This is a genomic window from Exiguobacterium sp. s89 (assembly GCF_018617735.1).
Classification (GTDB): Bacteria; Bacillota; Bacilli; order Exiguobacteriales; family Exiguobacteriaceae; genus Exiguobacterium; species Exiguobacterium marinum.
This window is the reverse complement of record NZ_JACSKS010000001.1, coordinates 1,096,319-1,120,564: the sequence shown is the minus strand read 5'-3', so window position 1 is coordinate 1,120,564 and position 24,246 is coordinate 1,096,319. Positions and strand designations below refer to the sequence as shown.

Below are 24,246 nucleotides of genomic sequence, written 5' to 3'. Positions count from 1 at the left end.
AAACACTTTTCTTTCATTATAACGAACTTTTGTTCGTTTTTTTAACATTTTGTTTTGTTCGGTGTTTCGTCGAAGTCGTCTGATTCGGAAACTGTAACAACGACCCAATCCAATTCTTCCGTTTCAACCACATTTGGATGATGAGCGTGAAGAGAAGAATCATGATCCAGGCGAATCCATACCCGAGCGGCCATTCCAGTTCAGGCATATGTTTAAAGTTCATCCCCCAAACGGCACCGAACGCAACGACTGGGGTCGTCAGCGCTGTGAAGACGGTGAGGGCCTTCATGATCTCGTTTCCTCGGAAGTTCGAGAGTGTGGAGGCGAGGTCTGTCATCGCTATCACGTCTTCTTGATAATGATTGATCAACGTCAGCAAGCGACTGACTCGATAATCAGCAAGTTGGTATGATTTCAACTGCTGTAAATCTTTATTTAAAAATGCCTCACGTCCTGCCATGACGAGTTCTTTGTAAGGGGTGACGGTGTCCGACCACCGTTCGATCTCACTGCGAAGACCAAAAATCTCATTCATGAACGTAGCAGGGACCTGTCCCGTCATTTCACGTTGAGCGGTCAACAATCGTTCTTCAAATTCATCGATGCCGTGAAAATAGTTGTTCATCCGCTCGGCAAGTAACTCGTAAAAAGCCTCAATCGGAGAGTCACATTGTTTAGCGAGAATCGACTCGTGATGAAGATCATCAAAACCAATCGTCCATAAAAAATCGGGTCCGATGAAGTAATGTCCAATTTTTTGCGGTTCTCGTTCTAACTGTTCATAGTCGAGCGTGAGTGAACCATACATAAAACCGTCCTCGACCAAAATTTTGGTGACGTTTGCGGTCGTCAGTTGTTCGAGCCAATACGTATAAGCTTGAACATATCGTTGATCTACATAAATATAGTCCTCAGGTCGTGTATACCAATCCCATTCCATCATCCATTCCCCCAATTCGCTACATTGATAGTATTCCCAAATTGTCAGGAATGTTGGCATCTGTCGCAAACTTTCGATAAGATGAAGGTACTGAACAAGAGAGAGGTGCTTTCATTGACGACAAAAATCGGTCAACTCAAAGTGGGCGACACGCTAGACCAATATGTCATGATCAAACAATCCTATAAAGGACTTGCCGGGAACGGAAAGCCTTATTTAACATTAATCCTTTGCGACGAGAGTGGCGAAATCGAGACGAAACTATGGGATAGTGCCGATACTGAGAAGTACGCGACGAAAAAAATCGTCCATGCGGCCGGTGAAGTGATGGACTATCGCGGGCGGACACAGTTGAAATTGAAGCAGATTTCGATTATCGAACAAGAAGTGGATATCGCACCTTACGTACGATCGGCACCGATTCCGAAGTCGGAGCTTGAGACAACGATTCGTGGATTCATCACGTCACTTCAACACGATGAGATTCGCCGTCTTGTCGAGGAAGTCGTCAATCGTCACGAAGAGGCATATTTCACATATCCGGCTGCCGTTCGACATCATCATGCGGTCTATTCGGGACTGGCATTTCATGTGATGTCGATGTTGAAGCTCGCGGATACGATGTGTGAATTGTATCCATCCTTGAACCGGGACCTTTTGATTGCGGGTGTGATTCTACACGATTTGGCGAAAGTCATTGAGTTGTCCGATGCGATTACACCGGAGTATACGCTTGAAGGGAAGTTGCTCGGTCACTTGTCACTCATGGCATCGGAGCTTGAAGTCGTGTCACGTGAACTTGGGACAGACCGTGAAGTGACAACGTTGTTGCAACATCTCGTCTTAAGTCATCACGGTAAACCGGAGTGGGGTTCTGCGAATACGCCTCAACTTCCTGAGGCGGAGATGTTGTTCTTCATCGACAACATCGATGCGCGCATGAACATGTTCGAAAAAGCATATGAAGGCGTCGAACCGGGTGCGTTCACGGAACGTGTCATGGCTCTCGATAATCGAGCATTTTATCGTCCGAAATTATAATACGGCATCTGTTCACAAATAAGGGCACTCCAATGTTGGAGTGCCCTTTAAACTTATTGTTCAGTCGATTCTTCAGAAGATTCGTCTGCGTTTTTAATCGCTTCTTTGACAGCGTCAAATTGTTGCTCTGCTTTTGCATCTTTTACGTCAACGTTATATTTTTCAATCAACTCTGCGTAAATTTTGTTCGCGTCGACCGAAGCTGATTTTTCAGCTGCTAATTCTTCACGAATGCGGTCTTTCTCGTCTTCGAGTTTCAAGTCTTTCTCTTTACGGTCTGTCACTTTGATGACGTGGAAACCGAATTGCGATTGGACTGGTTCAGAAACTTTTCCGACCACATCTTCTTTAAACGCGTATTCTTCGAATTCAGGTACCATCGCACCGGCAGAGAAGTAACCGAGCTCTCCACCTTTTTCGCCAGAACCTGTATCCGTTGATTTCTCTTTCGCGAGTTCTGCGAAGTCCGCACCGTCGTTCAACTCTTTGATGATGTCTTGTGCTTCTTCTTCTGATTCAACGAGAATGTGACTAGCTTCCACTTCTACGTTCTCTTTTGCGAACTGTGCTTCGATGTCTTCATCGGTCACGTCGACAAGCTCAGATTTTGCTGCGTCAACAAGCATCTGCCCGCGAAGCGCTTCTTTGAACTCTTCCGTACCACTCATGCCGGCTTGTTGAATCGCTTGTTCGAATTCTTCTTCTGAGTTGAATTGTTCTTCTGTCTTGCTGAATTCTTCGTCTACTTTTTCTTGGTCGACTTGGTCACCGTATTCTTTTTCAAGAAGTGCATTCATCGTCTCTTGGAATGCGAGTTGTGGCACCATCCGGTCATAGCTCATATCCGCGATTTCACCGCGAGTGACCTCGCCGCCTTTATATGTGACGACTGCTGAATTATCTGATTCTCCGCCGCCCGCGTTCGTTGCCGCGTACGTACCGCCAGCACCGATGATGAGTGCGATTGCAGATGCACCAACGAGAGCGCCAGTTGAGAATTTTTTATCTTGCTTTTTTGGTTCATTCGTCATTCCGTTTGACATGTATTCCACCCCTAATAATTCTTAAAGTTTCTAAGTCCGACTATATCACATTTTCCTAATCATGACAGCTGTTCTCTTGTCTGTACAGTATCATAGCACACAATCCTGTCGTATAATGATGTAATAGAATGTGAAATGATGGGGTGAGGGCAGTGTCACTAGAAGAGAAGGTCGAGCATTTAGCGTATCAGATGAAGATCTTACTCGAGATTGTCGATTGGACGAACCGTCCGTTTGAATATGAAGTGATTCGAGCAAACTTGACGAAACAGGAAGTGGAGTCATTTTATCAATTGCTTGATGAAATTCGAGCGCGACAAAACGAGCAAGTGCGCTATGGATTTACGTCCATAGAGCCGTTGCTCGTTCATTTTGCAGGTATGTTAGATGCGAGGCTCGATGTGAAAACGATTCTTGAGGCATGCGTCCGTCAAGGAATCGAATTAGACGTCACAGAGCCACTGTATCGGCAGGTTAGGCTTCTTGAGTGAGATGATCATCCTCATCATCAGGGCGTCTGCCTGCCTCTTCTGTAATCATTTTTGATGTTTCTGCAAAGATATCCATGAAGTTGTCCCCATACAAGCGACGAACGATGGCCGTCATGTCTGTTAAATCGGGGAACTTGCCATAAAGTTCTTGCAAGGGAAGGGAAGCGCGGAAGACACCGTTACCTTCTGGGTCAAACGCATGAATCGTCTCGAGTAACAATGCTTCGCCTTTAGGTGTCAACTGGACATACGTATTTCGTTTGTCCGTCTCTTTTTTAGAAAACGTAAGTAATCCACGGTCCTCTAACTTCTTCGAGAAGTTGAAAGCAGTCGAGACGTGCATGACGCCATATTTTGCAATTTCAGAGATCGATGCACCGCCTAAAGCATGGGCAATCCATAAGATATGATGTTCGTTAATGTTCAAGTCGAACGGTTTAATCCAATTTTGCCAGTCTTTTTCGACGGTTTTCCATAAAGCCTTACTCAATTGAATAATTTTGTGGCTATAGAGCATGGCCTCAGGGCCAGTGAATTCTTTTTCGTGTTCCATCTCGATCCATCCTTTCCGGATAAAAAAAATCAATTATAATCGACGGACGATGTCCCCAAACACTCACTGTGTCTGATCGACAGTTTTTTCAGTCATAGCAGACTGTAAGTTCGAGAGCTCCTGAAGGTTCTCTTGGATGCGATCGACTGAAGGCTGAATGTCTTGTTGATAGCGTTCGACTTCGACTTTCACTTGATCAGTCAATTCTTTTCCTTGTAGCTTACTTGCAGCGGCAACATGTGATGCATGTTTCGCAACATTTCCAAATTGTTCTTTTAGCGTAGTGATTGTGGATGCTCGATGTTGTTGCGCAGCGGCGTCATTTGCGGTTCCTCGCGCTAGTTTCTTAAACGTGGCGACCCCTAAAAATGCTAAAACAAAGCCGAAAGCAATCCAATCTCGACGTTGGCGACTCGACAATTCATTCCCCTCCTCAAGCACGGTTCATCAGAATTACATTCTTTTCATATTATTTTACCAAAAAAGAGTGATTAAAAACCTATATCGCAAATAAAATTTTTCAGAACATTCATTTTTGACCGAAAAATCATTTTATTTTAAAATACAGGTAAAGGAAGGTGATCCTCAGTGGAGAAAGCGAAGCGTTGGGTAGATGATATGCTTGACCTATATCTCGCCGCTAAGCGACTGGGAGATGACACTTGGGCCGAATCGATTATGAACACACTAGAGGCGGGATATGAAGCATCGAAACAATCAGAACAGGATCGTGAAGAATCCATTCGAGAAAAGCGTATCCTTGAAATAGATACCCGTCTAACTGAATTACGAAAAGAATTTGAACAAGCGACATCTGTCAAAAAGCGTCAACAACTTTATGAAGTGGCGATTAAGCTTCAGGTCGAGCGAGCGCAATTGGAAGAAGAGCAGAAGCGCCGTCGTGATTCTATCAATCAATCATAAAGGAGACCCGTCATCGACGGGTCTCTGTCTGTCTTATACGTGGGCATGGATATTCGATGCAAGGGTGGAGAGTTCTTCAGATGTGAAGGCGTCGTTTTGCGTAATCCATTTCGCACCAAACCCGTCCTCATGTCCAAAACGTGGAATTAAATGAATATGGAAGTGATACACCGTTTGCCCGGCTATTTCTTCTGCGTTCGATAAGACGTTCATTCCGATTGCACCCGTCTCGCGCTGAATCGCATTAGCGATTGTTGGGATTCGTTTAAATACATCCGCCGCGACATCTTCAGGCAATTCGTAAATGTTTTTCGTATGATGTTTCGGGATGACGAGCGTGTGACCTTTTGTCACTTGTGAGAGGTCGAGAAAAGCGACGACAGCCTCATCTTCATACACCCGATACGACGGGATTTCTTGCTGAGCGATTTTACAAAAGATACAGGTTGGATCGGTATGCATCTTCATTCCTCCATTCTAAAAGTCATTTCTGCTTCATCATACCATGGAATTTCGGGCGCAAGAATGATTGGATGGGGAATCGATTCCTTCTATAATAGAAGTATATGAAAGGAGACGAGTGAATGTCGTATACGAGAAGCAAAAAGAAAGAGAGCAACCCGAGAGTTCTTCTTTTATTATTTAGTTTGATCATTATAGTTGGAGCTATTGTTTTCTATTTATACGCATACAAGCCGGCGGCGGAACAAGATAAAATTCACGTTGCTTTCAAAGAGGCCTTATTAGAACAAGACCGTGCTTTTTTTGAAGAAAAGATGGAATATCAAGGAGAACCACTAACACGAGCGGAAGCGTTGCGATTTATGCGTTGGTTAAATGATGAAAAATCAATTCGAGGCGATGCCATCGCAGAGGTTGCGAAAGATCGCTCGGATCGAACGTCTAGTGTGGAATCGGAAGGTTTGTTTCGTTTAATCGACACGGGTGAAGGACGATACGGCTTTTCTGACTATCGAATCGAGCTTCTCCCGCAACGAATCGATGTGACTTCGGACTTACAGTTGACGAATATTTGGATTGACGGTCAGCGCGTGGGACGAATCGATGAAGCAGGCGGGTTGCTAACGTTTGAAAAGATGCCGGGAAGTTATGATGTGAAGGCGGTCGCCGTCGCGAACGGTGAGACGGTATCCGAAACTGAGACAATTCAATTGACTTCGTCTGCATCCATTGATTATGCACTTATGCCGGAATCGAACGAATCGATTGCGGGACAGTTCGATTTAAAACGGGCTGAGCTGATTGAAATCGAAGTGGAAGCACAAACGGGACATGCGTTAGAAACGATTGATTCCTTGATTGGACAATCGGAGAAGAAGGTCTTAGAAACACTTGGCGAACCAACTGGAAAGCGTGAGGAGAAATGGGATTATGAACAGTTGACGGTCACATATGATGACGGGGACGTACAGTCGATTATGGTCGATCTCGATAAGCGGCCGGATGATTTGATTGCCTTACTTGGTGAACCGAAAGAGAAACTAGAGCACCAACTCGGTACAGAGTGGGATTACGGTCAATCGTTCTTCGAATCGTTCTTTACATTCTTTGGCCTTGAGACCGAGAAGCAGTTTGTCGAAAAGAATGACGCGATGTATTTACTGATTGAATAAAAAAAGAGGGGCATTCCATAATGGAAGCCCCTCCGATACATAATCTTATTTTTTACGCATTGATTTCATAACGAATGATACGATCAAGATTAAGATAATCGCACCAATAAGCGCTGGGATAATTGCGATATCCGCAACTGTTGGTCCGAAGTCACCAAAGATAAGTCCACCTAACCATGCACCGATGATCCCCGCGATGATGTTACCAATGATTCCACCTGGTACGTCCTTACCTAAAATCAATCCTGCTAACCAACCGATGATACCCCCGATAATTAAATAAAGAATAAACCCCATAAACCATTCTCCTTCCTCTTTTTGCCCATTGTTCTTTACAACGATTTTGTGGAACAATGGAAGTATTGATGTTTTATTTTAAAATGCCTTACAGTTGTGATTATTCCCATGTGACAACATTTAAAACATATAGCACAAAAAAAAGTTGAAAATGAAAGGTGTGGTTTTCATGCTGCACGTCGATCGGTTGAACGGCGGATATCTCGGTAAACAAGTATTGCATGACGTTTCGTTTGAAGTGAAAAAAGGAGAGCTCGTTGGTTTGATAGGGCTAAATGGCGCTGGGAAATCAACAACAATCAAACACATTTTGGGGCTCTTGTCACCACTATCCGGACAAATAGAAATTGATGGTGAGACATTACAGTCTTCAGAAAAAAAGTATCGTAAAAAAGTAAGTTACATACCGGAGACGCCGATTTTATATGAGACATTGACATTACAAGAACATATCGAGTTAATGGGAAAAGCGTATGATGTCGATTCTAAGGATTTGACTATGCGTACAAACCGTTTGGCGAAAGAGATGCGAATGGAAAAGCAACTCGCATGGTTCCCATCGGTCTTTTCGAAAGGGATGCGTCAAAAAGCAATGATTTTATGTGCTCTCGTGACAAAGACTCCGCTCTTGATCGTTGATGAACCGTTTGTTGGTCTTGATCCATTGGCGATTCGACAGTTGCTCCAATTATTTGATGAGTATAAAGAAGACTGCGCGATTTTGATGTCGACCCACATCCTTGAAACGGCAGAACGGCATTGTGATCGATTCATCTTCCTTCATCAAGGTGTCGTCATCGCAACCGGCACGGCCGCGGAATTACGTGAAGTGTACCGATTATCACCGGATGCGACGCTTGATGACATATATGTCGAGGCGATTGCTTCGGAGGAACAGTCGTCATGAATCGATTTACTTCAAGACTCGGAAATTGGATGGAAGAGGTCGTCAAGTATAGTCGCTATGTCGCGAACGGGGGGCTACTGTTCACGCTCTACTTCACCTTGATTTACGGGGCGTTCGTCTATAACAATTTTTTAGAACGAATCGATGGGACGTTCCCGGGTGCATGGATTGCTGGGGCGATCCTGTTGATTATCCCGCTCGGTCATCGTCCACGAACATTCATCCAAGATGCAGATCAAGTGTTCTTACTACCGGAGCTGGGTGATATTCGATCCTATATGATTGGCGTTCGTCTGTTTAATGTCGCATTCGCCCTGCTGCGTGCATTGCTCGTCTTGCTCATTTTGTTACCACTTCTCGTGCGAACGGAAAATTATTCGAGTATGGAAGTGCTATCATTCGTCGTGACGATGGTTTTGCTGTCAGCTGCGGGACGTTTGGCTAGAGTAGAGGGGATTCGCGAATGGACGATCTTGCTGTTTGCGCTCGTGAGCGGTGTCTGTCTTCTTGTCGATTGGACACAGTGGGCGTGGATTCCGGCTTTTGCTCCGTTCATTCTATTACACGTTAAGCGACATGAGCGGATTCCTCTTCTCCATTGGTTGACTCTTGAAGAGAAGAGTCGGGCGCAATTTGAACGGGTGATCAGTTGGTTCGTCGACTTACCGACCTTGAGAGAAGAAGTCCGGGAGCGTAGACTGTTGACGAAATTGTTAGAACGGCGAGTACTCCAGCACGTGGACGCATCACGTTATGTGTACGGCCTTCGTATTATTCGGTCAAACGATTCGCTCGATTTGATTCTTCGTTTGACAGCAGTAGCGCTCATTGTCATGTGGATGTCAGGAGGGTGGTATGTGGGCTTTGTCACGCCACTCTTTGTGGGACTAACAGCATTACAGCTCGTTCCTTTATTTAAGCGGTTAGAGGCGGTTTCAATAGTCTCCTGGCTACCAATTACTCGTGACGAGCGGATTGAAGGGTATTCATGGTGGGCGATGCGGTTGCTTATCGTCCAGGCAATCGTTCTCGTACTTGTGTCCATCGCTTTTGGTGCGACATGGGACGCGGCGATTGGGTTTATCTTATCGATTGTGGTCATTCGCTATTACTTGAGCCGTTTGACATAAAAAAAGAAGGACATCCTTTTCGGGTGTCCTTCTCGCATGATTAGATTATTTTTTAGGAGACATGACCGATACGCTTGAACCGAGAATTTTCGGAAAGCGTCCTGGTTTCTCTGTCGACTCTTCGACTTCACCGTATGCTGACACACCATGTTCTGCGATATCGAGACCGACATCTTCTTGTTCTTCCGTGACACGGAGACCGATTGTGACGTCGAGTAGTTTCAAGAAAGCATAACTGCCGCCACCGGCGATGACCATGGCGATCAACACACCGAGTGTCTGTACGCCGAGTTGTGTCAATCCGCCACCATAGAACAGTCCGGCAGAACCGATACCCGTAATTTCGACAAGTCGGGGAGAAGCGAAGAAGCCAAGTGCGAGTGTTCCGATGATCCCAGCCACTCCGTGTACAGAGAAGGCGCAGAGTGGGTCATCCACATATTTCGCCATCAAGATGCTCGTTCCGTATGTCGCGATGGATGCGAGTGCACCAATGACGACGGCCGCCCACGGTTCGACGAACGCACATGCCGCCGTGATGGCGACGAGTGCACCGAGAACCCCGTTGACGATTGACGGGATATCTGCCGTTTTCCGATGGAGCATGACGATGGCAAGGGCACCGAGCGCACCAGCTGCTGTGGCGAGCATCGTCGTCAATGCAACGTATCCGAAGAATCCGTCAGCGACCGACATCGTCGAGCCGGCGTTGAATCCGAACCAGCAAAGCCAAAGGACGAGACCGCCAACAACGGTTAAGACGTGGTTATGACCAGCGAGTGATTCCGTCTTACGACGTGGTTTTAAGATGATGGTAGCCATGAGCGCCGCCATCCCACCTTGAAGGTGAACGACCGCTGAACCCGCGAAGTCTTGCATACCCATTGATCCCAGCATACCGCCAGCCCATACTGAGCGTGCGACGATTGGATAGAGGATAGCAACGAAGAAGATACCGAAGAGAACGTAGGCAGACAGCTTAGCCCGTTCCGCAAATCCACCCCAAGCGATGGCGAGTGAGACTGCAACAAATGATAACTGGAATAAGAATTTGATGTCGATTGAAACGTTCGCCCAATCGAGGCTTGAGAACGATCCACTCAAGAAGAAACCTTCTGTCCCGAACCAAGTCGTTCCATCTCCGAACGAGAGGCCGAACCCGACCGCCCAAAAAGCGAGTGCCGCCACAGAGAGGCTGATTATTTGTTTGACCGCGACGTGACCGGCGTTCTTGGCTCGGAGCGTCCCGGTCTCGAGTAATCCGAAACCTAATTGCATCGTCAATACGAGCAATGCAGCGATGAGTACATACAGCGTGTCCATATAATAGAGAATGTCTTCCATGTTCATGCCCTCCTTTTTCTTAGGTGCTTTCCAAAAGTTGACTTCAGTGTAAAATGAAAAAACGACGTTGGATTGCATTTTGTCAGATTATCTGACATAGTTTTTTAAATAGGGAGGGCGGGAGAGAATGGACTACAAATCGAAGAAGGTCATCGGAATGGGCGTCGTGACAGATTTAACGGGGCTTTCGGAGCGTCAAGTCCGCTACTATGAAGAAAAAGGTCTTGTCTTGCCTGAACGGACTAAAGGTGGGTCACGTAAATATTCTTTCCATGACGTGGAGCGTTTGATTGAAGTGGCGACCAAATTGGAGGATGGGTGGCGAATTCAGGATATTAAAGAGCGCGAACGTCGATTGTCGACGAAACAGCGCGATGATATGATTCGAGGTCAATTGAATTCAGCCTTCCGAACATTTCCGACAAAAAAATGACACAAAGAAAACACAATGAAAATGCTTCACATTAGCATAATTCTAATTAATTTCTGTATAATGTTTTTGAGTTCACAAACAAGAGAATAAATAGTGTAGGAGAAATTTAGAGGGGAATGACGCGACGTATGAACGATACAATTTTAAAAGCGTTTAAAGGAGAGGCGACGGACTATGTACCTGTATGGTATATGCGCCAAGCTGGACGCTATCAACCGGAATATCGAGAGATTAAAAAGACGAGGTCATTATTCGAGATCACACATGATCCTGAACTTTGTGCATATGTCACGGAACTTCCGGTGAAACAACTCGGAGTCGACGCGGCCATCCTATATAAAGACATCATGACACCACTTCCATCGATGGGAGTTGATGTCGAAATTAAGAGCGGAATCGGACCGGTCATCGATAATCCATATCGTACGATGGAGGATGTGGAACGACTTAAACCGTTAAACCCAGATGATATCTCATACGTCTTTGATACAATCCGTTTATTGCGGGAACGTCTAGAAGTCCCACTAATCGGCTTTTCAGGTGCACCGTTCACATTGGCGAGCTACATGATCGAAGGGGGCCCATCCCGTAACTATCATCGCACGAAAGCGCTCATGTATGCAGAACCGGATGTATGGAATGCGTTGATGGAGAAACTCGGTGATATGGTCATCACGTATGCGAAGGCGCAAGCTGATGCTGGCATTCAGGCGTTTCAATTGTTTGATTCGTGGGTCGGCACGCTTAGTCGTAAAGATTATGCGCGTTACATCAAACCGACGACGAAGCGAATTTTCAAGGAATTGCGTTCACTCGATATTCCGCTCATCATGCACGGTGTCGGAGCGAGCCATCAAATCGAAGAATGGCATGACCTTCCACTAGATGTGGTCGGTCTTGACTGGCGTTTGTCGGTAAAGGAAGCACGGGAACGTGGGATTACGAAAGCCGTTCAAGGAAACTTAGACCCGTCGTTCTTGTTAGCTCCATGGCCGGTCATCGAAGAGAAGGTTAAGGAGATTTTAGATGAAGGAATGAAACAACCTGGTTACGTCTTCAACCTGGGACATGGGGTGTTCCCTGAAGTCGATCCGGCTGTTCTCGTCAAATTGACGGCATTCATTCACGACTACTCACGCGAAAAAATGGGAGGCAACGAATCATGAAAACAGTAGGACTACTTGTCATGGCGTACGGCACACCGTACAAACCGGAAGATATTGAACGTTATTACACGCATATTCGTTATGGACGCAAGCCGTCACCGGAGGCACTCCAAGATTTGACGGAACGCTACGAGGCGATTGGTGGCGTATCTCCACTCGCGAAAATCACAATCGATCAAGCGGAGACGCTTCGTGACATCTTGAATGAGCGTCATGTAGGTGAAATCGAGTTCAAACTGTATATCGGATTGAAGCATATCGAACCGTTCGTAGAAGACGCGGTCGCGCAAATGGCGAACGATGGCATCAAAGAGGCGGTATCGGTCGTCTTAGCACCTCATTACTCGTCATATAGCGTCAAATCATACAACGGACGTGCTCATGAAGAAGCGGCGAAGTATGGCATCGACATTCGTTCGGTAGAGTCGTGGTATGATGAGCCGAAGTTTATCAAATGGTGGGCGAATGCGATTAACGATACGTATGCGTCATTGCCTGTACCGGCTGAAAAGACATGTCTCATCGTTTCAGCGCATAGTCTCCCTGAGAAGATTTTGGCTGGAGGCGACCCGTATCCGGATCAATTGAAAGAAACGGCTGATAAAATTGCCATTGAAACGGGCGTCCCGCATTATGAGATTGGTTGGCAGTCAGAAGGGAACACGCCGGATCCATGGATTGGACCTGACGTACAGGATCTGACGGCTGAACTTCATGAAAAATATGGCTATGAGGCGTTCGTCTATACGCCGGTTGGTTTTGTTGCAGACCATCTCGAAGTATTGTTCGACAACGACGTCGAGTGTAAAGTTGTCTGTGACCGCCTCGGTGTTCACTACGCACGTCCAGCTATGCCAAATGCAGAGCGAAGCTTCATCGAAGCCATCGCGGATCGAATGGAAAGCGTGATCGTGCATCATGCGTAAATTCACGATTGTCGGTGGTGGGATCACAGGTCTCACCGCCGCTTTTTATGCGGAGCGTTATTTGCCGGAAGACGTGACCATCACGTTGCTCGAGGCGACAGATCGCCTCGGTGGAAAGATTGATACGTATGAAACAGGAGAATTTGCGGTTGAACGTGGACCGGATTCGTACGTCTTTCGAAAGACTGCGATGACGGAATTAATTGAAGACGTCGGCTTAGGGGATGAACTCGTTCGAAACGGTGTCGGGCAGGCTTACGTCCTTCATCATGACGGACTCCATCCAATCCCGAAACAGACGGTAATGGGGATTCCGCTAGACGTCAACGCGTTTCGTGAGACGACGTTGCTCTCGGAGGAAGAGCACGAGGACTTGAAGCGGATGTTGCTGTCACCACCAAAAGTAGAGACGCCAGACTCGGACGTCTCACTCGGCCTCTACCTTCGTGAACGTGTCGGAGACCCGATCGTCGACCGATTGATTGAACCGTTACTCTCTGGTATCTATGCTGGAGATATCGATCAAATGAGTGCGATGTCGACGTTCCCGCAGTTTATCGAAGGAGAACAGAAATACGGGAACTTATACGAAGGGATGCGGCATTTACGTCCTGAACAGCGGGTAGCTGAAGTTGGTGCGAAGAAAGTCGGTCAGTTCGCCTCATTGCAGCGGGGGCTAAAATCGCTCACAGATCGACTCGCTGAACGATTGGAGCGGACCGAGGTCATTTTTAATTGCTCCGTCGAACAAGTGTCCGAGCGTGAAGAAGGATATCGATTGTTTACAACACGTGGTGATATCGATACGGACCATCTCGTGTTGACGGTGCCGCCCCGTCTCATTCGTCAATTCCTCCCGAAAGTCGATAGTGACTTTTTGGCAGATATGAAGCCACATGCGACAGCGACCTGTTCTTTAGTCTTCAAAGAAGAGGACATCGAGCTTCCGTTTGTCGGAACCGGATTTGTCGCGAGTCAGGAAGCGGATGTAACGATTACAGCGTGTACGTTCATCGACCAGAAATGGCCACACGCCGTACCAGAAGGATATCACGTCCTCCGCGTCTTTTTAGGTCGCCCCGGAGCAGATGAAATCGTCGAAGCGTCTGATGAAGACATTATCGAGACGGCACTACACGACCTTCAAGGTCTCATGCGCATTCATCGTGAACCGGTTCAGACGGTTGTCAGTCGACTCCGTGATGGTTTGCCCCCGTATGCGGTCTTTCACGCTGACCGTGTCAAGGCGCTGCGTGCCGAGATGGGCCGTTTGTATCCAGGGGTCATTCTCGCTGGAATCGCCTATGACGGAATCGGAATGCCGGACTGTGTGAAGAGTGTAAGAGAACAAGTGAAGGCATTGGGCGAAAAGGTTGAGATTTGATGAAGGGAGGGTTCGGATTGTTCCGAATCCCTCTCTTTTTGTTATAGTTAGAAGCGAAAGAGAAAAAGGAGTGATGGAAGATGGCAACGTATAAACTTTTTGTATCAGACATGGACGGTACGATTTTGCACAACCACACCACTATCGCGAAGGAAACGGCTGAAATCGTTCGTGAGGCAGAAGCAGCGGGGATTCGGTTTGCGATTGCGACGGGGCGCAATTATGTAAATGCGAAACAAATCTTGGATGAGGTCGGATTATCTTGTCCGATCGTGTCATCGAATGGGGGACGCGTGCTCGACACTTCGGGAGAGGTCCTTCATGAAATCGATTTAACGATTGAAGAGGCACTTCAAGTCATTGATGTTCTTCATCAAGATGACAAATATGCGGACGTTTTTTACGAGATTTACACGGAAGCTGGGCTTGTTGCGAGCCGTGGTGACTTGATTGAGGCGTCGATGAAGAACTTGAAAGCGAATGGTGACGACCGCTCGCTTGAGAGGTACGAATTCTTTAAAAACCGTTATTACGTCAATGAAGATGTGAAGATTGTTGATGATATCGAGAACTTTATTCGTAAAGAAGCGGGACGTGTTTATAAGTTCATTGCGTTCTCGAGTCATTTTGAGAAAATGTCAACGCTGTGGAAAGAAATCGAAGCTCAAGTCGAAGGGGTGTATGTCACGTCTTCGGGCAATGACAACATCGAAGTGATGGCACACGGCGCGGATAAAGGTAACGGTGTATCGAAGCTCGCTGAACATTACGGCATCGACCTATCTGAAGTCGTCGTCATCGGTGACAACTTGAACGATGTACCGATGTTTAAAGTTGCCGGCAAAGCGATTGCGATGGGTAACAGCCATGAAGAACTGATTGCCATCAGTGATCACGTCACAGAACGGCACAATGAATACGGGGTGGCCAACGCCTTGAAACGAGTCATGACAGGTGAGTGGAGCTAAAAGATTTGGCGAGGCGTCGTCTTGTTTCGTATAATACGAGTAGCGAACACCTGACTAGGAGGAAATAGACTGTGAAATTTATTTTTAATCCAGATATCCGCGATCCGAAGCTTAACTTGGCGGTTGAAGAGTATATCTTAAAACACTTGAACGTAGATCATGAAGATTATTTCCTGTTCTACATCAATGGACCCTCGATTATCATTGGGAAAAACCAAAACACATCGGAAGAAATCAACTTGAAGTATATCGAAGAGAACGGCATCGATGTCGTTCGACGTCTCTCTGGTGGGGGTGCCGTCTATCACGATGAAGGAAACTTGAACTTCAGCTTCATCACAAAAGACGATGGCAACTCGTTCAATAACTATAAGAAGTTTACACAACCCATCGTTGATGCGTTACGTAATCTAGGTGTCGAGGCAGAGCTGACGGGTCGTAACGATATTCAGGTCGGCGAGCGTAAAATCAGCGGAAACGCCCAATTTACGACGCGTGGACGCATGTTCAGTCATGGGACGCTCATGTTCAATTCGAACATTGAAGAAGTCGTCAACTCACTTAACGTCTCTGAAGAAAAGATGCGCTCAAAAGGAATCAAGTCTGTTCGCAGTCGTGTCGCGAACATCACTGAATTTTTAGAGCGCGAGATGGAGATGCAACACTTCGTCGAGGCGTTACTCCATTCGATTTATGATGGAGAGCAGCCGGAGCGTTACGTTCTACGTGATGAGGACTGGGAAATCGTTCATGATATCTCGAAAGAGCGCTATGCGAACTGGGACTGGAACTTTGGGAAATCTCCGAAGTTCGACGTCGAGTCAAAACGCCGTTTCCCAATCGGGACGATCGACGTCCGCTTGAACGTGAACAAAGGGACGATCACAGAAGCGAAGATTTATGGTGACTTCTTCGGTGTCGGTGACATCCAAGACGTCGAGCAAGCGCTCGTTGGGACTCGTTTCGAACGTGCTGCCATCCGTGAACAGTTAATGACGCTCGATTTAAAACATTACTTTGGAAATGTCGAGCTCGAGGAATTGGTTGATTTGATTAGTTAAGATGATCAGGGCGATCTCTACGGAGCTCGTCCTTTTTTGGCAGTTTCGTGAACGTTGGTCGAACGGATTGCGCCTCGACGGGAGAAGGCGTATCATAATTTGTGCAAGCGTTTTCGTAAAGGCTAATCAAAATAGGAGGAGTATGCATGTATCGGATGCTTAGTGAATGGATGGATGCGAGTCGTATGTGGGTGACGGAGCAAGCGACATTTGAACGAGCTGTCAAGGCGGTAGGTCTAGAGTTAGAACGAAAAGATATGGTCGATTCTTCATTTACACGGGTGATTCTCGATCAGGAGACGATTATTCCTTCCGGGGTGAGCGATGTCGCGATTCCAGTAGCTGTCATTGACGTGCCTCTCTCCATTTCAAAACGAGACGGCATTTCACTCCTTCACCTAATGAACCCGTGCGAAGTAAAGACGATCACCGGAGAAAAGATTCATGCAAAGGCCATTCTTTTGATTACGGCTACGAATGAACCCAAAAAGCAGATGTATCATAAGTTGATTGATGATTTACTGATGGACGATGAGGCACTACAAGCGCTCGTTCATATCCAAAGTCGTGCCGGTATGTTTCATTTGCAGACGAACTTTTTGGAAGCGTTTTCTTATTGAAACATTTCATGTACAATAGAAGTAATTGAAAAGAGCGCGGACAACGTGCTCTTTTTTATGGCTCAAAAGTGAATCATCATTCATTTAAAGGGGGATTACCATGGCAAACTTAGTCAAGTCACTACAGGAAGTAGTGGCCGCTCACCCGCAGAAAGCGGCGTATGTGTTTGGGGAAGACACGGTGAGTTACGGACAGTTTTATGGGCAAGTCAAGGCGATGGCGTCTACACTTGAACAAAAAGGAATCGGACAAGGGGATCATGTCGCTCTCGTCCTCGGCAATAGCCCTGCGTTCTTGATTACGTACTTCGCCGTGTTGTCACGTGGAGGGGTCGTCATTCCGATCAACCCTACATACACGCCGGATGAGATGGCTTACATTTTGCTCGATGGGGACGTAAAAGGAATCGTTGGGTTGTCGCCGCTCGTCGCACAGGCAGAAGCGACACTCTCGAAGTTGCCTGAATTGAAGATTGTCATCTCGGTGCCATATGCCAACGTTCCGGCATTGAAACGTGAAGGTGAGATTGAATTTATCCCATTTGCGGAGTCGTTTGCTGCGTCGGAAGGAACATTCGTCGAAGTGGATGAAGAGGAGGTCGCCGTCATTCTCTATACGAGTGGAACGACCGGAAAGCCGAAAGGGGCTCTTTTGACTCATCGAAATTTGTTCTCGAATGCGCATTCCATTGGAGAGTACTTGGACATCACGCCTGAAGATAAAGCGTTAGCGGCATTGCCGATGTTCCACGTCTTCTGTTTGACAGTTATCGTCAACGCGCCGCTTCTTCGTGGTGCGACGATTGTCATCTTACCGAAGTTCTCGCCACAAGACGTATTCGACTTAGTACCAAAGCACCGTGTGACATTATTTGCTGGCGTACCAACAATGTATAATTTCTTGCTGCAGACAGCGATGAAGGTACCAGCTTACACCTCTGCTCTAAAACATGTCCGCGTTTTCGTTTCAGGTGGAGCGAGTTTACCGGTTCAATTGCTCGAATCATTTGAGCAGATGTTCGAGTGTAAGATTCTAGAAGGGTATGGTCTGTCAGAGGCGTCACCGGTCACATGCTTCAATCCGCTCCACGGTGAACGAAAAGCTGGATCGATTGGACCTTCCATCGTTCATGTGGAAAACAAAGTCGTCGACGAGCTTGGGGAAGAAGTCGGCGTCGGTGAAGTCGGAGAATTGGTTGTACGAGGACCAAACGTCATGAAAGGATATTATAAGCTGCCGGAAGAGACGATGATGACGCTCCGCGATGGCTGGCTCTATACGGGAGACTTAGCGCGACGTGATGAGGATGGTTACTTCTATATCGTCGACCGTAAAAAGGATATGGTCATCGTCGGAGGCTATAACGTATACCCTCGAGAGGTAGAAGAAGTGTTGTATCAACATCCTGACATCGTTGAAGCGGCAGTGATTGGTGTGCCGGATGCCGAGCAAGGGGAAGCGGTGAAGGCGTTTGTCGTCACGAAACATGAAGGAGTGACGAAAGAAGATATTCGTGCTTACACCCAAACAAAATTGGCGAAATACAAACAACCGACTTACCTCGAAATCATTGAAGAACTTCCGCGAAATACGACCGGCAAGATTTTACGTACCGTCTTAAAGAGCGAAGCGTTTCAAAATAGTTGAGTAGAGAAGGGCGACCTAGTTCGCTCTTTTCTTATCTTCTCATTTGACACTATTACGGGGTAGGGGTATATTGGTGGTGAGGTGATCAACATGGATGAATTTTTGCATGACCAACCACTCGTTCCGCGTGATGACGCTGAACGTGAGGCACTCGGGAAACGTCTAAAACGAATTGAAGGACAAGTCCGGGGAATTCAAAAAATGGTGGAGAGCGATCGTTACTGTGTCGACATTTTGACACAGACATCCGCTATTCAAGCCGCTCTCAAGCAAGTCGAGATGCAACTGTTAGAGCGTCACATGCGCAAGTGTTTGGTTCACGCAAGCGAGACGGAAAACATGGAACCTTACATTGATGAATTGATGACGATTGTCAGCCGCATCAAAAAATAAGGAGGGATTTCATGAAAACCGTTGAGCTATCCATACAAGGTATGACTTGTGCGGCGTGTTCGGCTCGAATTGAAAAAGTGTTGAATAAGATGGACGGAGTCGAAGCGACGGTCAACCTTCCGCTTGAAACAGCCACGATTCGTGTCGATGAAGGGATTACGGAAGAAGAGCTGATTGCTCGAATCGAGAAGATTGGATACGGTGCTGAACCGAAAGTCGAGATGGCGCCCCCGCATGATTTACGTCCTTTACAACGTAAGGTCATCATCTCTGCGCTGTTGTCGGCACCACTTCTATTGGTGATGTTGACTCATATCCCGGGTCTCGGGTTCCAAGCCGACTGGTTGATGAGTCCCTGGTGGCAATTCGCCCTTGCGACACCTGTCCAGTTTTGGATTGGCGCACAGTTTTATCAAGGTGCGTATAAGAGTTTGAAGAGCGGATCGGCGAACATGGACGTGCTCGTCGCGACGGGGACGTCTGCCGCATACTTTTATTCCATCTTTGAAATGATTGTACACCCGATGAATCCACATCTTTATTTTGAAACAAGTGCAGTCCTCATCACGCTTGTCTTACTTGGGAAGTGGTTAGAAGGACGGGCGAAAGAGAAGACGACCGATGCGTTGAAATCACTCTTATCGCTTCAGGCGAAAGAGGCGATCCTCTTTGTCGATGGTGAAGAACGGTCTGTTGCCGTTGAACTCGTCAAAGTAGGAGACGTTCTCGTCGTGCGTCCGGGAGAGAAAATTCCGGTTGATGGACGAATCATTGAAGGAGAGACAGTTATTGATGAATCGATGTTGACAGGAGAATCGATTCCAGCGGAGAAGACGGTCGACGCCGAAGTCGTCGGCGGGACGATCAATCAGTCCCATCGCATTCTCATGCGGGCGGAACGTGTCGGTAAAGAAACGATGCTCGCTCAAATTGTACGCGTCGTCGAGCAGGCGCAAACCGACAAGGCACCGATTCAACGGCAGGCCGACCGCATCTCCGGTGTGTTTGTGCCAGTCGTCGTAGCAATCAGTGTCGTCACGTTCGTAGTATGGGCGTTTCTCTTGAACGATATCGATACGGCGATTCGGGCGTCGATTGCTGTACTCGTCATTGCGTGTCCGTGTGCGCTCGGTTTGGCGACGCCGACATCCATCATGGTCGGGACGGGACGAGCGGCGGAACAAGGTGTCTTGTTTAAAGGTGGAGGGCAACTTGAATCGCTAAATGAAGCGAATATCGTTGTATTTGATAAGACTGGGACATTGACGAACGGAACGCCGGAAGTGGTCGAAACATTCGGAGACGAAGCGGTCCTCAAACGGGCTGTGATGGCAGAACGGCAATCGACGCATCCTTTGGCAGCTGCGATTGGTCGTGAGGCAGGCGATGGTGTCGTGACGAAAGTGGAAGAGTTAGCCGGACGAGGTGTCAAAGCGGTCGTTGATGGGATAGAACTCACCATCGGGTCTGTCCGAATGATGGAGGAACTCGGATACAAATTGCCGGATTGGTCGATGCGGGCGATGACCCCGGTCTATGTCGCGGATGAGAGCGGAATTGTCGCGGCGTTCGGACTACAAGATCAATTGAAGCCGAAAAGTCGTGATGTTGTGCAGGCACTCAGTCAAACCCGCAAGGTGTATGTTTTGACCGGAGACCGGAAAGAAGTCGCATATGCGATTGCCGACGAACTCGGCATACCGAATCGTCAAGTCATCGCCGAAGTACTTCCTGTCGAGAAGGCAGATCAGATCGAACAATTGAAGCAATCCGGTCGTGTGGCTATGGTAGGGGATGGCATGAACGATGCCCCTGCCCTTGCGGTGGCAGACGTTGGCATCGCATTCGGAAGTGGCACAGATGTCGCTCTCGAGGCGGCGGATGTTACAATTGTAGGGCAAGACATTGAAGGCGTGAGTCGGGCGATGAATATGAGCCGCTTGACGATGAAAAACATTCGTCAAAATCTGTTTTGGGCCCTCGCCTATAATAGTCTTGGCATACCGGTTGCGGCAGCTGGATTACTTGCCCCATGGATTGCCGGTGCAGCGATGGCGTTCAGTTCGGTATCTGTCGTCTTGAACGCATTAAGATTAAAAACTCAAGGAGGATCATCATGAAAGAAACAACTTTAACAGTAGAAGGAATGACATGTAATCACTGCAAAGCGGCAGTGGAGGGAGCATTGAATGAATTGAACGGTGTCGAATCAGCGACGGTATCGCTCCAAGAGCATCGGGTCGATGTGATTCACCAAGACTCTGTTTCACTTGAAGCGATGGTGGAAGCAGTCGAAGAACAAGGATATGACGTAAAAGCATAATCATGGTAAGTCCCGAGTGAAATCGGGACTTTTTTTGTGGTATTCAACGGATAAGATGTATGCTATATTTAAGTTGATAATGAGAATCGGTATCAACGGGAGGCGGATATCATGGAAATGATCATGATCAGTGGAGTATTGGCGTTGATTAGTGGGGGCGCAGCATTTTTGACGCAACAGTTACGAACGAATTCAGTACGGTGAAGAAGGTGCGATTCCGTTGCCTTCTTTTTTCTTTGACTTCATTTCTTTCCCATCATTTCACGACAATTGTTTGATATGATGAGAAAAAACGTGTTGAGGTGACTTGAATGTATACAATCTACTTAGTCGACGATGAAGCAAACTTAAATAAAATGCTCGTCACGTATTTAGAACAGGAAGGATACAACGTGCGCTCGTTTGCGGACGGGATATCTGCACAAGAAGCGATTCCGGACCAACCGGATTTGTGGGTGCTCGATATCATGTTGCCGGACTTGGACGGGTTCCAATTGTTGAAACAAATCAAAGCTGTCAATGCGAATACGCCGACGATTTTCATCTCGGCGCGCGACGAGGATATCGACAAAATCATCGGACTCGAGATGGGTTCGGATGACTACATCGCCAAACCGTTCCTCCCGAGGGAGCTCGTCATTCGTGTCAAAAAATTGATTGACCGTGTCTACGGTTCGAAATCGAACGAGCATATCGAATACGGAGAATATACAATCTATCCGGATAAACGCCTTATCAAGCACGGAGACGAAGAGATTGATTTGACGTCAAAAGAGTTTGACTTACTTCTTTTATTCTTAGAATATCCCGGTTCGGCCTTGTCACGGGAACAGATTTTAGAAGGGGTTTGGGGGAATGACTATTTTGGTTCAGACCGCGTCGTCGATGACTTGGTGCGCCGTGTCCGGAAGAAATTACATCGTCTCGAGCTCGAAACACTTTACGGTATCGGTTACCGTCTCGTTAGACCATGATGGACGCGCTCAAGCCAAAGCGACTCATGTGGAAGATTTGGGTGCTCATCTTACTCATTATCGTGACGCTTGCGCTCATGATTTTGATTACGATCCGCTCATCTATCACTCAGTTTATCGATGAACAGGTATATGAGACGTTACGAGATGTGGACTACTATTTAGGCAATACGAACGAGTTAGAGAACTATCCCCAAAACCCGATCGAGTACGACCGGCGGCAACAGGAATCCCGTTCGGTCAACCAATTGATTTTTCTCCCGAACGGACGAATCATCTATGGGTCGGCGCCGCTTGAATTGACGAACCGCATGTACCAGGAAGCGTTGAACCAAAGTGGACAAGTCGAGCGGTATCAGACGACGATTGATGGGGAAGACGTCTATTACATCATTCGTCAAAATGAATATGATGGAACGATTGTGTATCAGGCCTCCTACGCCTGGGATGCCTATCGTCGGGAGCTGGTGTCGACGTTATATTGGCGAATATCGATTCTGATTGGCATCATCAGCCTGTTGTCACTTATTCCGGCATTATGGATGTCACGTCAATTGACGAAACCGATTGTGGAGATGGAACGAGCCGTTGAGAAGATTTCAAATCGACAGTGGGAGACGGCTCTCCCGTTAGATCGTCAAGATGAGCTTGGCCAATTGGCCCATTCGATTGATGCCATGCGGAAAGAATTGAAAGAGCAAGACCTGGCACAACAGGCGTTGCTTCAAAACATATCACATGATTTAAAAACGCCAATTATGGTCATTCGTGGTTATGCCCAGTCAATTGGGGACGGCATCTATCCGACGGGGGACTTGAAAGGCTCTGCCGAGGTTATAGACGAGGAAGCATCTCGACTCGAAAAGAAAGTCGTCGATTTGTTATACGTCACGAAACTTGAATATTTCAAAGGGCAGGAGACAAAACTCGAACCAATCAATCTCGATAAGTTGATGGAACTACTTGTCGCGCGCTTTAAGCTAAGAGGTCAGCTCGACTGGGAAATCAATGGTGAAGGCGGCGAGATGCTTGGCGATGGTGAACAGATTCGGGTTGCGTTCGAGAACGTGCTCGACAATGCACTCCGCTATGCGGAATCATGCATCCGGATTGACCTACATCAAGATGATGTCGGTGTGGAAATCACCATCTTTAACGACGGACCACCGGTTGATGAGAGCTTGGATTTGTTCCATCAATTTTCTCGTGGGAAACAAGGGAAGTTCGGGCTAGGTTTGTTCATCGTGCAACGAATTGTGACACTTCACACAGGGGAGGTCTCCCTACGAAATACAGGAGACGGAACAGCAGTACGATTTTACTTTCCAAGACTCAAACCGAACCATCTTTTAAAATCTGACGTTTGATTTTCAAAACCAGCCAAGAAACGGCTGGTTTTTTCATGGGAAATAGACGAAAGCCGATTTGCGGGACGGACAAAATCCTGGTATGAATGACATGTAAGTCATTACATACGTTATGGGGGATGAAAAGATGAGTAGATTGACCAATGAAACGAGAGCTTTAATTCCTGTATTTAACGAGTTTGGAGAAGCGGAGACACTTGTGTATCAACCTGAAGGTGTGATGCGATTGAAAGGGTCACCAATCGACAATCTTGAACATGCGTGTTTGTACTACGGATCGAGCATTCAAGGTCGGATTGAAGCAGCTCGACATGTGCTCGGCCCGCATCGAAAGACACCTGTCGTGATGGATTGGCACGCGGACGCGGTTTTCTTTCCGACGATTGCAAAGGAAAGTCCAGACTGTGCATGGATCAATTTTCAGCACGTGACGGCCATCAAGAAAGACGGAAAACAGACGCTCATTCAATTTCTGACGGGCGAGTCGGTTAAAGTTCAAGTTTCCGACCATACGGTGTCGAGACAGAAACAACGGTCAATCGAATTATCGTACGCGTTTCAAAAACGTTTCCATGACAGCACATTGCAGCACGCTTAAGGATTGAATTCAATGAAGAACCCCTCTATGATGAAGAAGAGATATCATATGTGTATTTGCACATCTTCCGAAAGCGAGGGG

At 47.1% G+C, this 24,246-nt stretch carries 27 protein-coding genes; 20 read left to right on the top strand and 7 right to left on the bottom strand.

Annotation, left to right across the window (positions count from 1 at the left end):
- Positions 1-16: 16 nt before the first annotated feature.
- The gene (locus KNO96_RS05700; RefSeq protein WP_214702737.1) at positions 17-940 is read right to left on the bottom strand and encodes a magnesium transporter CorA family protein; all 924 of its coding nucleotides are present in this window, start codon (positions 938-940) and stop codon (positions 17-19) included.
- Between the two features lie 81 nt (positions 941-1,021).
- On the opposite strand from KNO96_RS05700, the gene KNO96_RS05695 reads away from it, so the two are divergent.
- Complete coding sequence (locus tag KNO96_RS05695; RefSeq protein ID WP_051545994.1) at positions 1,022-1,981, top strand: HD domain-containing protein; 960 nt, start codon at positions 1,022-1,024, stop codon at positions 1,979-1,981.
- 53 nt (positions 1,982-2,034) lie between these two features.
- Here KNO96_RS05695 and KNO96_RS05690 read toward each other — a convergent pair whose 3' ends face one another.
- Complete coding sequence (locus KNO96_RS05690; RefSeq protein WP_026826677.1) at positions 2,035-3,024, bottom strand: peptidylprolyl isomerase; 990 nt, start codon at positions 3,022-3,024, stop codon at positions 2,035-2,037.
- Between the two features lie 152 nt (positions 3,025-3,176).
- Here KNO96_RS05690 and KNO96_RS05685 point away from each other — a divergent pair, with 152 nt between their 5' ends.
- A complete protein-coding gene (locus KNO96_RS05685; RefSeq protein WP_235181862.1) occupies positions 3,177-3,515 on the top strand; it encodes a DUF1878 family protein in 339 nt (112 codons plus the stop codon).
- Here KNO96_RS05685 and KNO96_RS05680 read toward each other — a convergent pair.
- Positions 3,499-4,068, bottom strand: coding sequence for an HTH-type transcriptional regulator Hpr (locus tag KNO96_RS05680; RefSeq protein WP_026826675.1), 570 nt, complete (start codon positions 4,066-4,068; stop codon positions 3,499-3,501). The two genes, KNO96_RS05685 and KNO96_RS05680, sit on opposite strands and share 17 nt — an antisense overlap.
- A gap of 63 nt (positions 4,069-4,131) precedes the next feature.
- Complete coding sequence (locus KNO96_RS05675) at positions 4,132-4,488, bottom strand: hypothetical protein (protein ID WP_214702735.1); 357 nt, start codon at positions 4,486-4,488, stop codon at positions 4,132-4,134.
- A gap of 168 nt (positions 4,489-4,656) precedes the next feature.
- On the opposite strand from KNO96_RS05675, the gene KNO96_RS05670 reads away from it, so the two are divergent.
- Positions 4,657-4,992: a hypothetical protein gene (locus KNO96_RS05670; RefSeq protein WP_026826673.1), complete on the top strand. Its 336-nt coding sequence runs from the start codon at positions 4,657-4,659 to the stop codon at positions 4,990-4,992.
- Between the two features lie 33 nt (positions 4,993-5,025).
- Here KNO96_RS05670 and KNO96_RS05665 read toward each other — a convergent pair whose 3' ends face one another.
- Positions 5,026-5,454, bottom strand: coding sequence for an HIT family protein (locus KNO96_RS05665; RefSeq protein ID WP_214702733.1), 429 nt, complete (start codon positions 5,452-5,454; stop codon positions 5,026-5,028).
- A 122-nt stretch (positions 5,455-5,576) separates the two neighbouring features.
- Here KNO96_RS05665 and KNO96_RS05660 point away from each other — a divergent pair, with 122 nt between their 5' ends.
- Entirely contained in the window at positions 5,577-6,626 is a 1,050-nt protein-coding gene (locus KNO96_RS05660) for a hypothetical protein (protein ID WP_214702731.1), read from the top strand.
- 45 nt (positions 6,627-6,671) lie between these two features.
- Here KNO96_RS05660 and KNO96_RS05655 read toward each other — a convergent pair whose 3' ends face one another.
- The gene (locus tag KNO96_RS05655) at positions 6,672-6,923 is read right to left on the bottom strand and encodes a GlsB/YeaQ/YmgE family stress response membrane protein (RefSeq protein ID WP_026826670.1); all 252 of its coding nucleotides are present in this window, start codon (positions 6,921-6,923) and stop codon (positions 6,672-6,674) included.
- A 169-nt stretch (positions 6,924-7,092) separates the two neighbouring features.
- Here KNO96_RS05655 and KNO96_RS05650 point away from each other — a divergent pair, with 169 nt between their 5' ends.
- The gene (locus KNO96_RS05650) at positions 7,093-7,830 is read left to right on the top strand and encodes an ABC transporter ATP-binding protein (protein ID WP_026826669.1); all 738 of its coding nucleotides are present in this window, start codon (positions 7,093-7,095) and stop codon (positions 7,828-7,830) included.
- Positions 7,827-8,960: an ABC transporter permease gene (locus tag KNO96_RS05645; RefSeq protein ID WP_214702729.1), complete on the top strand. Its 1,134-nt coding sequence runs from the start codon at positions 7,827-7,829 to the stop codon at positions 8,958-8,960. Before KNO96_RS05650 ends, KNO96_RS05645 begins: the two co-directional genes overlap by 4 nt.
- A gap of 45 nt (positions 8,961-9,005) precedes the next feature.
- On the opposite strand, the gene KNO96_RS05640 is transcribed toward KNO96_RS05645, so the two are convergent.
- Positions 9,006-10,310: an ammonium transporter gene (locus tag KNO96_RS05640; protein WP_251124992.1), complete on the bottom strand. Its 1,305-nt coding sequence runs from the start codon at positions 10,308-10,310 to the stop codon at positions 9,006-9,008.
- Positions 10,311-10,431: 121 nt separating this feature from the next.
- Here KNO96_RS05640 and KNO96_RS05635 point away from each other — a divergent pair, with 121 nt between their 5' ends.
- The 14 genes from KNO96_RS05635 (at position 10,432) to KNO96_RS05570 (ending at position 24,165) form a co-directional block, all read left to right on the top strand.
- Positions 10,432-10,737: a MerR family transcriptional regulator gene (locus KNO96_RS05635; protein ID WP_026826667.1), complete on the top strand. Its 306-nt coding sequence runs from the start codon at positions 10,432-10,434 to the stop codon at positions 10,735-10,737.
- Positions 10,738-10,853: 116 nt separating this feature from the next.
- Positions 10,854-11,903 carry a uroporphyrinogen decarboxylase gene (gene hemE / locus KNO96_RS05630; RefSeq protein ID WP_214702721.1) on the top strand — a complete coding sequence of 350 codons (1,050 nt, stop codon included), beginning with the start codon at positions 10,854-10,856 and terminating at the stop codon, positions 11,901-11,903.
- Entirely contained in the window at positions 11,900-12,829 is a 930-nt protein-coding gene (gene hemH, locus KNO96_RS05625; protein WP_214702720.1) for a ferrochelatase, read from the top strand. The genes hemE and hemH overlap by 4 nt, the downstream gene beginning before the upstream one ends.
- Positions 12,822-14,213, top strand: coding sequence for a protoporphyrinogen oxidase (hemG, locus tag KNO96_RS05620; protein ID WP_214702718.1), 1,392 nt, complete (start codon positions 12,822-12,824; stop codon positions 14,211-14,213). The genes hemH and hemG overlap by 8 nt, the downstream gene beginning before the upstream one ends.
- Before the next feature lie 80 nt (positions 14,214-14,293).
- The gene (locus KNO96_RS05615) at positions 14,294-15,181 is read left to right on the top strand and encodes a Cof-type HAD-IIB family hydrolase (protein WP_214702706.1); all 888 of its coding nucleotides are present in this window, start codon (positions 14,294-14,296) and stop codon (positions 15,179-15,181) included.
- A gap of 71 nt (positions 15,182-15,252) precedes the next feature.
- Positions 15,253-16,242: a lipoate--protein ligase gene (gene lplA, locus KNO96_RS05610; RefSeq protein ID WP_026826662.1), complete on the top strand. Its 990-nt coding sequence runs from the start codon at positions 15,253-15,255 to the stop codon at positions 16,240-16,242.
- A 146-nt stretch (positions 16,243-16,388) separates the two neighbouring features.
- Positions 16,389-16,862 carry a PTS sugar transporter subunit IIA gene (locus KNO96_RS05605; RefSeq protein WP_214702704.1) on the top strand — a complete coding sequence of 158 codons (474 nt, stop codon included), beginning with the start codon at positions 16,389-16,391 and terminating at the stop codon, positions 16,860-16,862.
- A gap of 100 nt (positions 16,863-16,962) precedes the next feature.
- Positions 16,963-18,510 carry a long-chain-fatty-acid--CoA ligase gene (locus KNO96_RS05600; protein WP_214702697.1) on the top strand — a complete coding sequence of 516 codons (1,548 nt, stop codon included), beginning with the start codon at positions 16,963-16,965 and terminating at the stop codon, positions 18,508-18,510.
- 90 nt (positions 18,511-18,600) lie between these two features.
- Positions 18,601-18,903, top strand: a complete 303-nt coding sequence (locus KNO96_RS05595) for a metal-sensitive transcriptional regulator (protein ID WP_026826659.1) — start codon at positions 18,601-18,603, stop codon at positions 18,901-18,903.
- Positions 18,904-18,914: 11 nt separating this feature from the next.
- Positions 18,915-21,023, top strand: coding sequence for a heavy metal translocating P-type ATPase (locus KNO96_RS05590; protein ID WP_214702690.1), 2,109 nt, complete (start codon positions 18,915-18,917; stop codon positions 21,021-21,023).
- Positions 21,020-21,226: a copper chaperone CopZ gene (gene copZ / locus KNO96_RS05585; protein ID WP_015880952.1), complete on the top strand. Its 207-nt coding sequence runs from the start codon at positions 21,020-21,022 to the stop codon at positions 21,224-21,226. The genes KNO96_RS05590 and copZ overlap by 4 nt, the downstream gene beginning before the upstream one ends.
- 311 nt (positions 21,227-21,537) lie before the next feature.
- Positions 21,538-22,200 (top strand): response regulator transcription factor, encoded by a 663-nt coding sequence (locus KNO96_RS05580; RefSeq protein WP_026826657.1) that lies wholly within the window; start codon positions 21,538-21,540, stop codon positions 22,198-22,200.
- 41 nt (positions 22,201-22,241) lie between these two features.
- Entirely contained in the window at positions 22,242-23,567 is a 1,326-nt protein-coding gene (locus KNO96_RS05575) for a HAMP domain-containing sensor histidine kinase (RefSeq protein ID WP_353047573.1), read from the top strand.
- Positions 23,568-23,694: 127 nt separating this feature from the next.
- Entirely contained in the window at positions 23,695-24,165 is a 471-nt protein-coding gene (locus tag KNO96_RS05570; protein WP_214702679.1) for a competence protein ComK, read from the top strand.
- Positions 24,166-24,246: the final 81 nt, after the last annotated feature.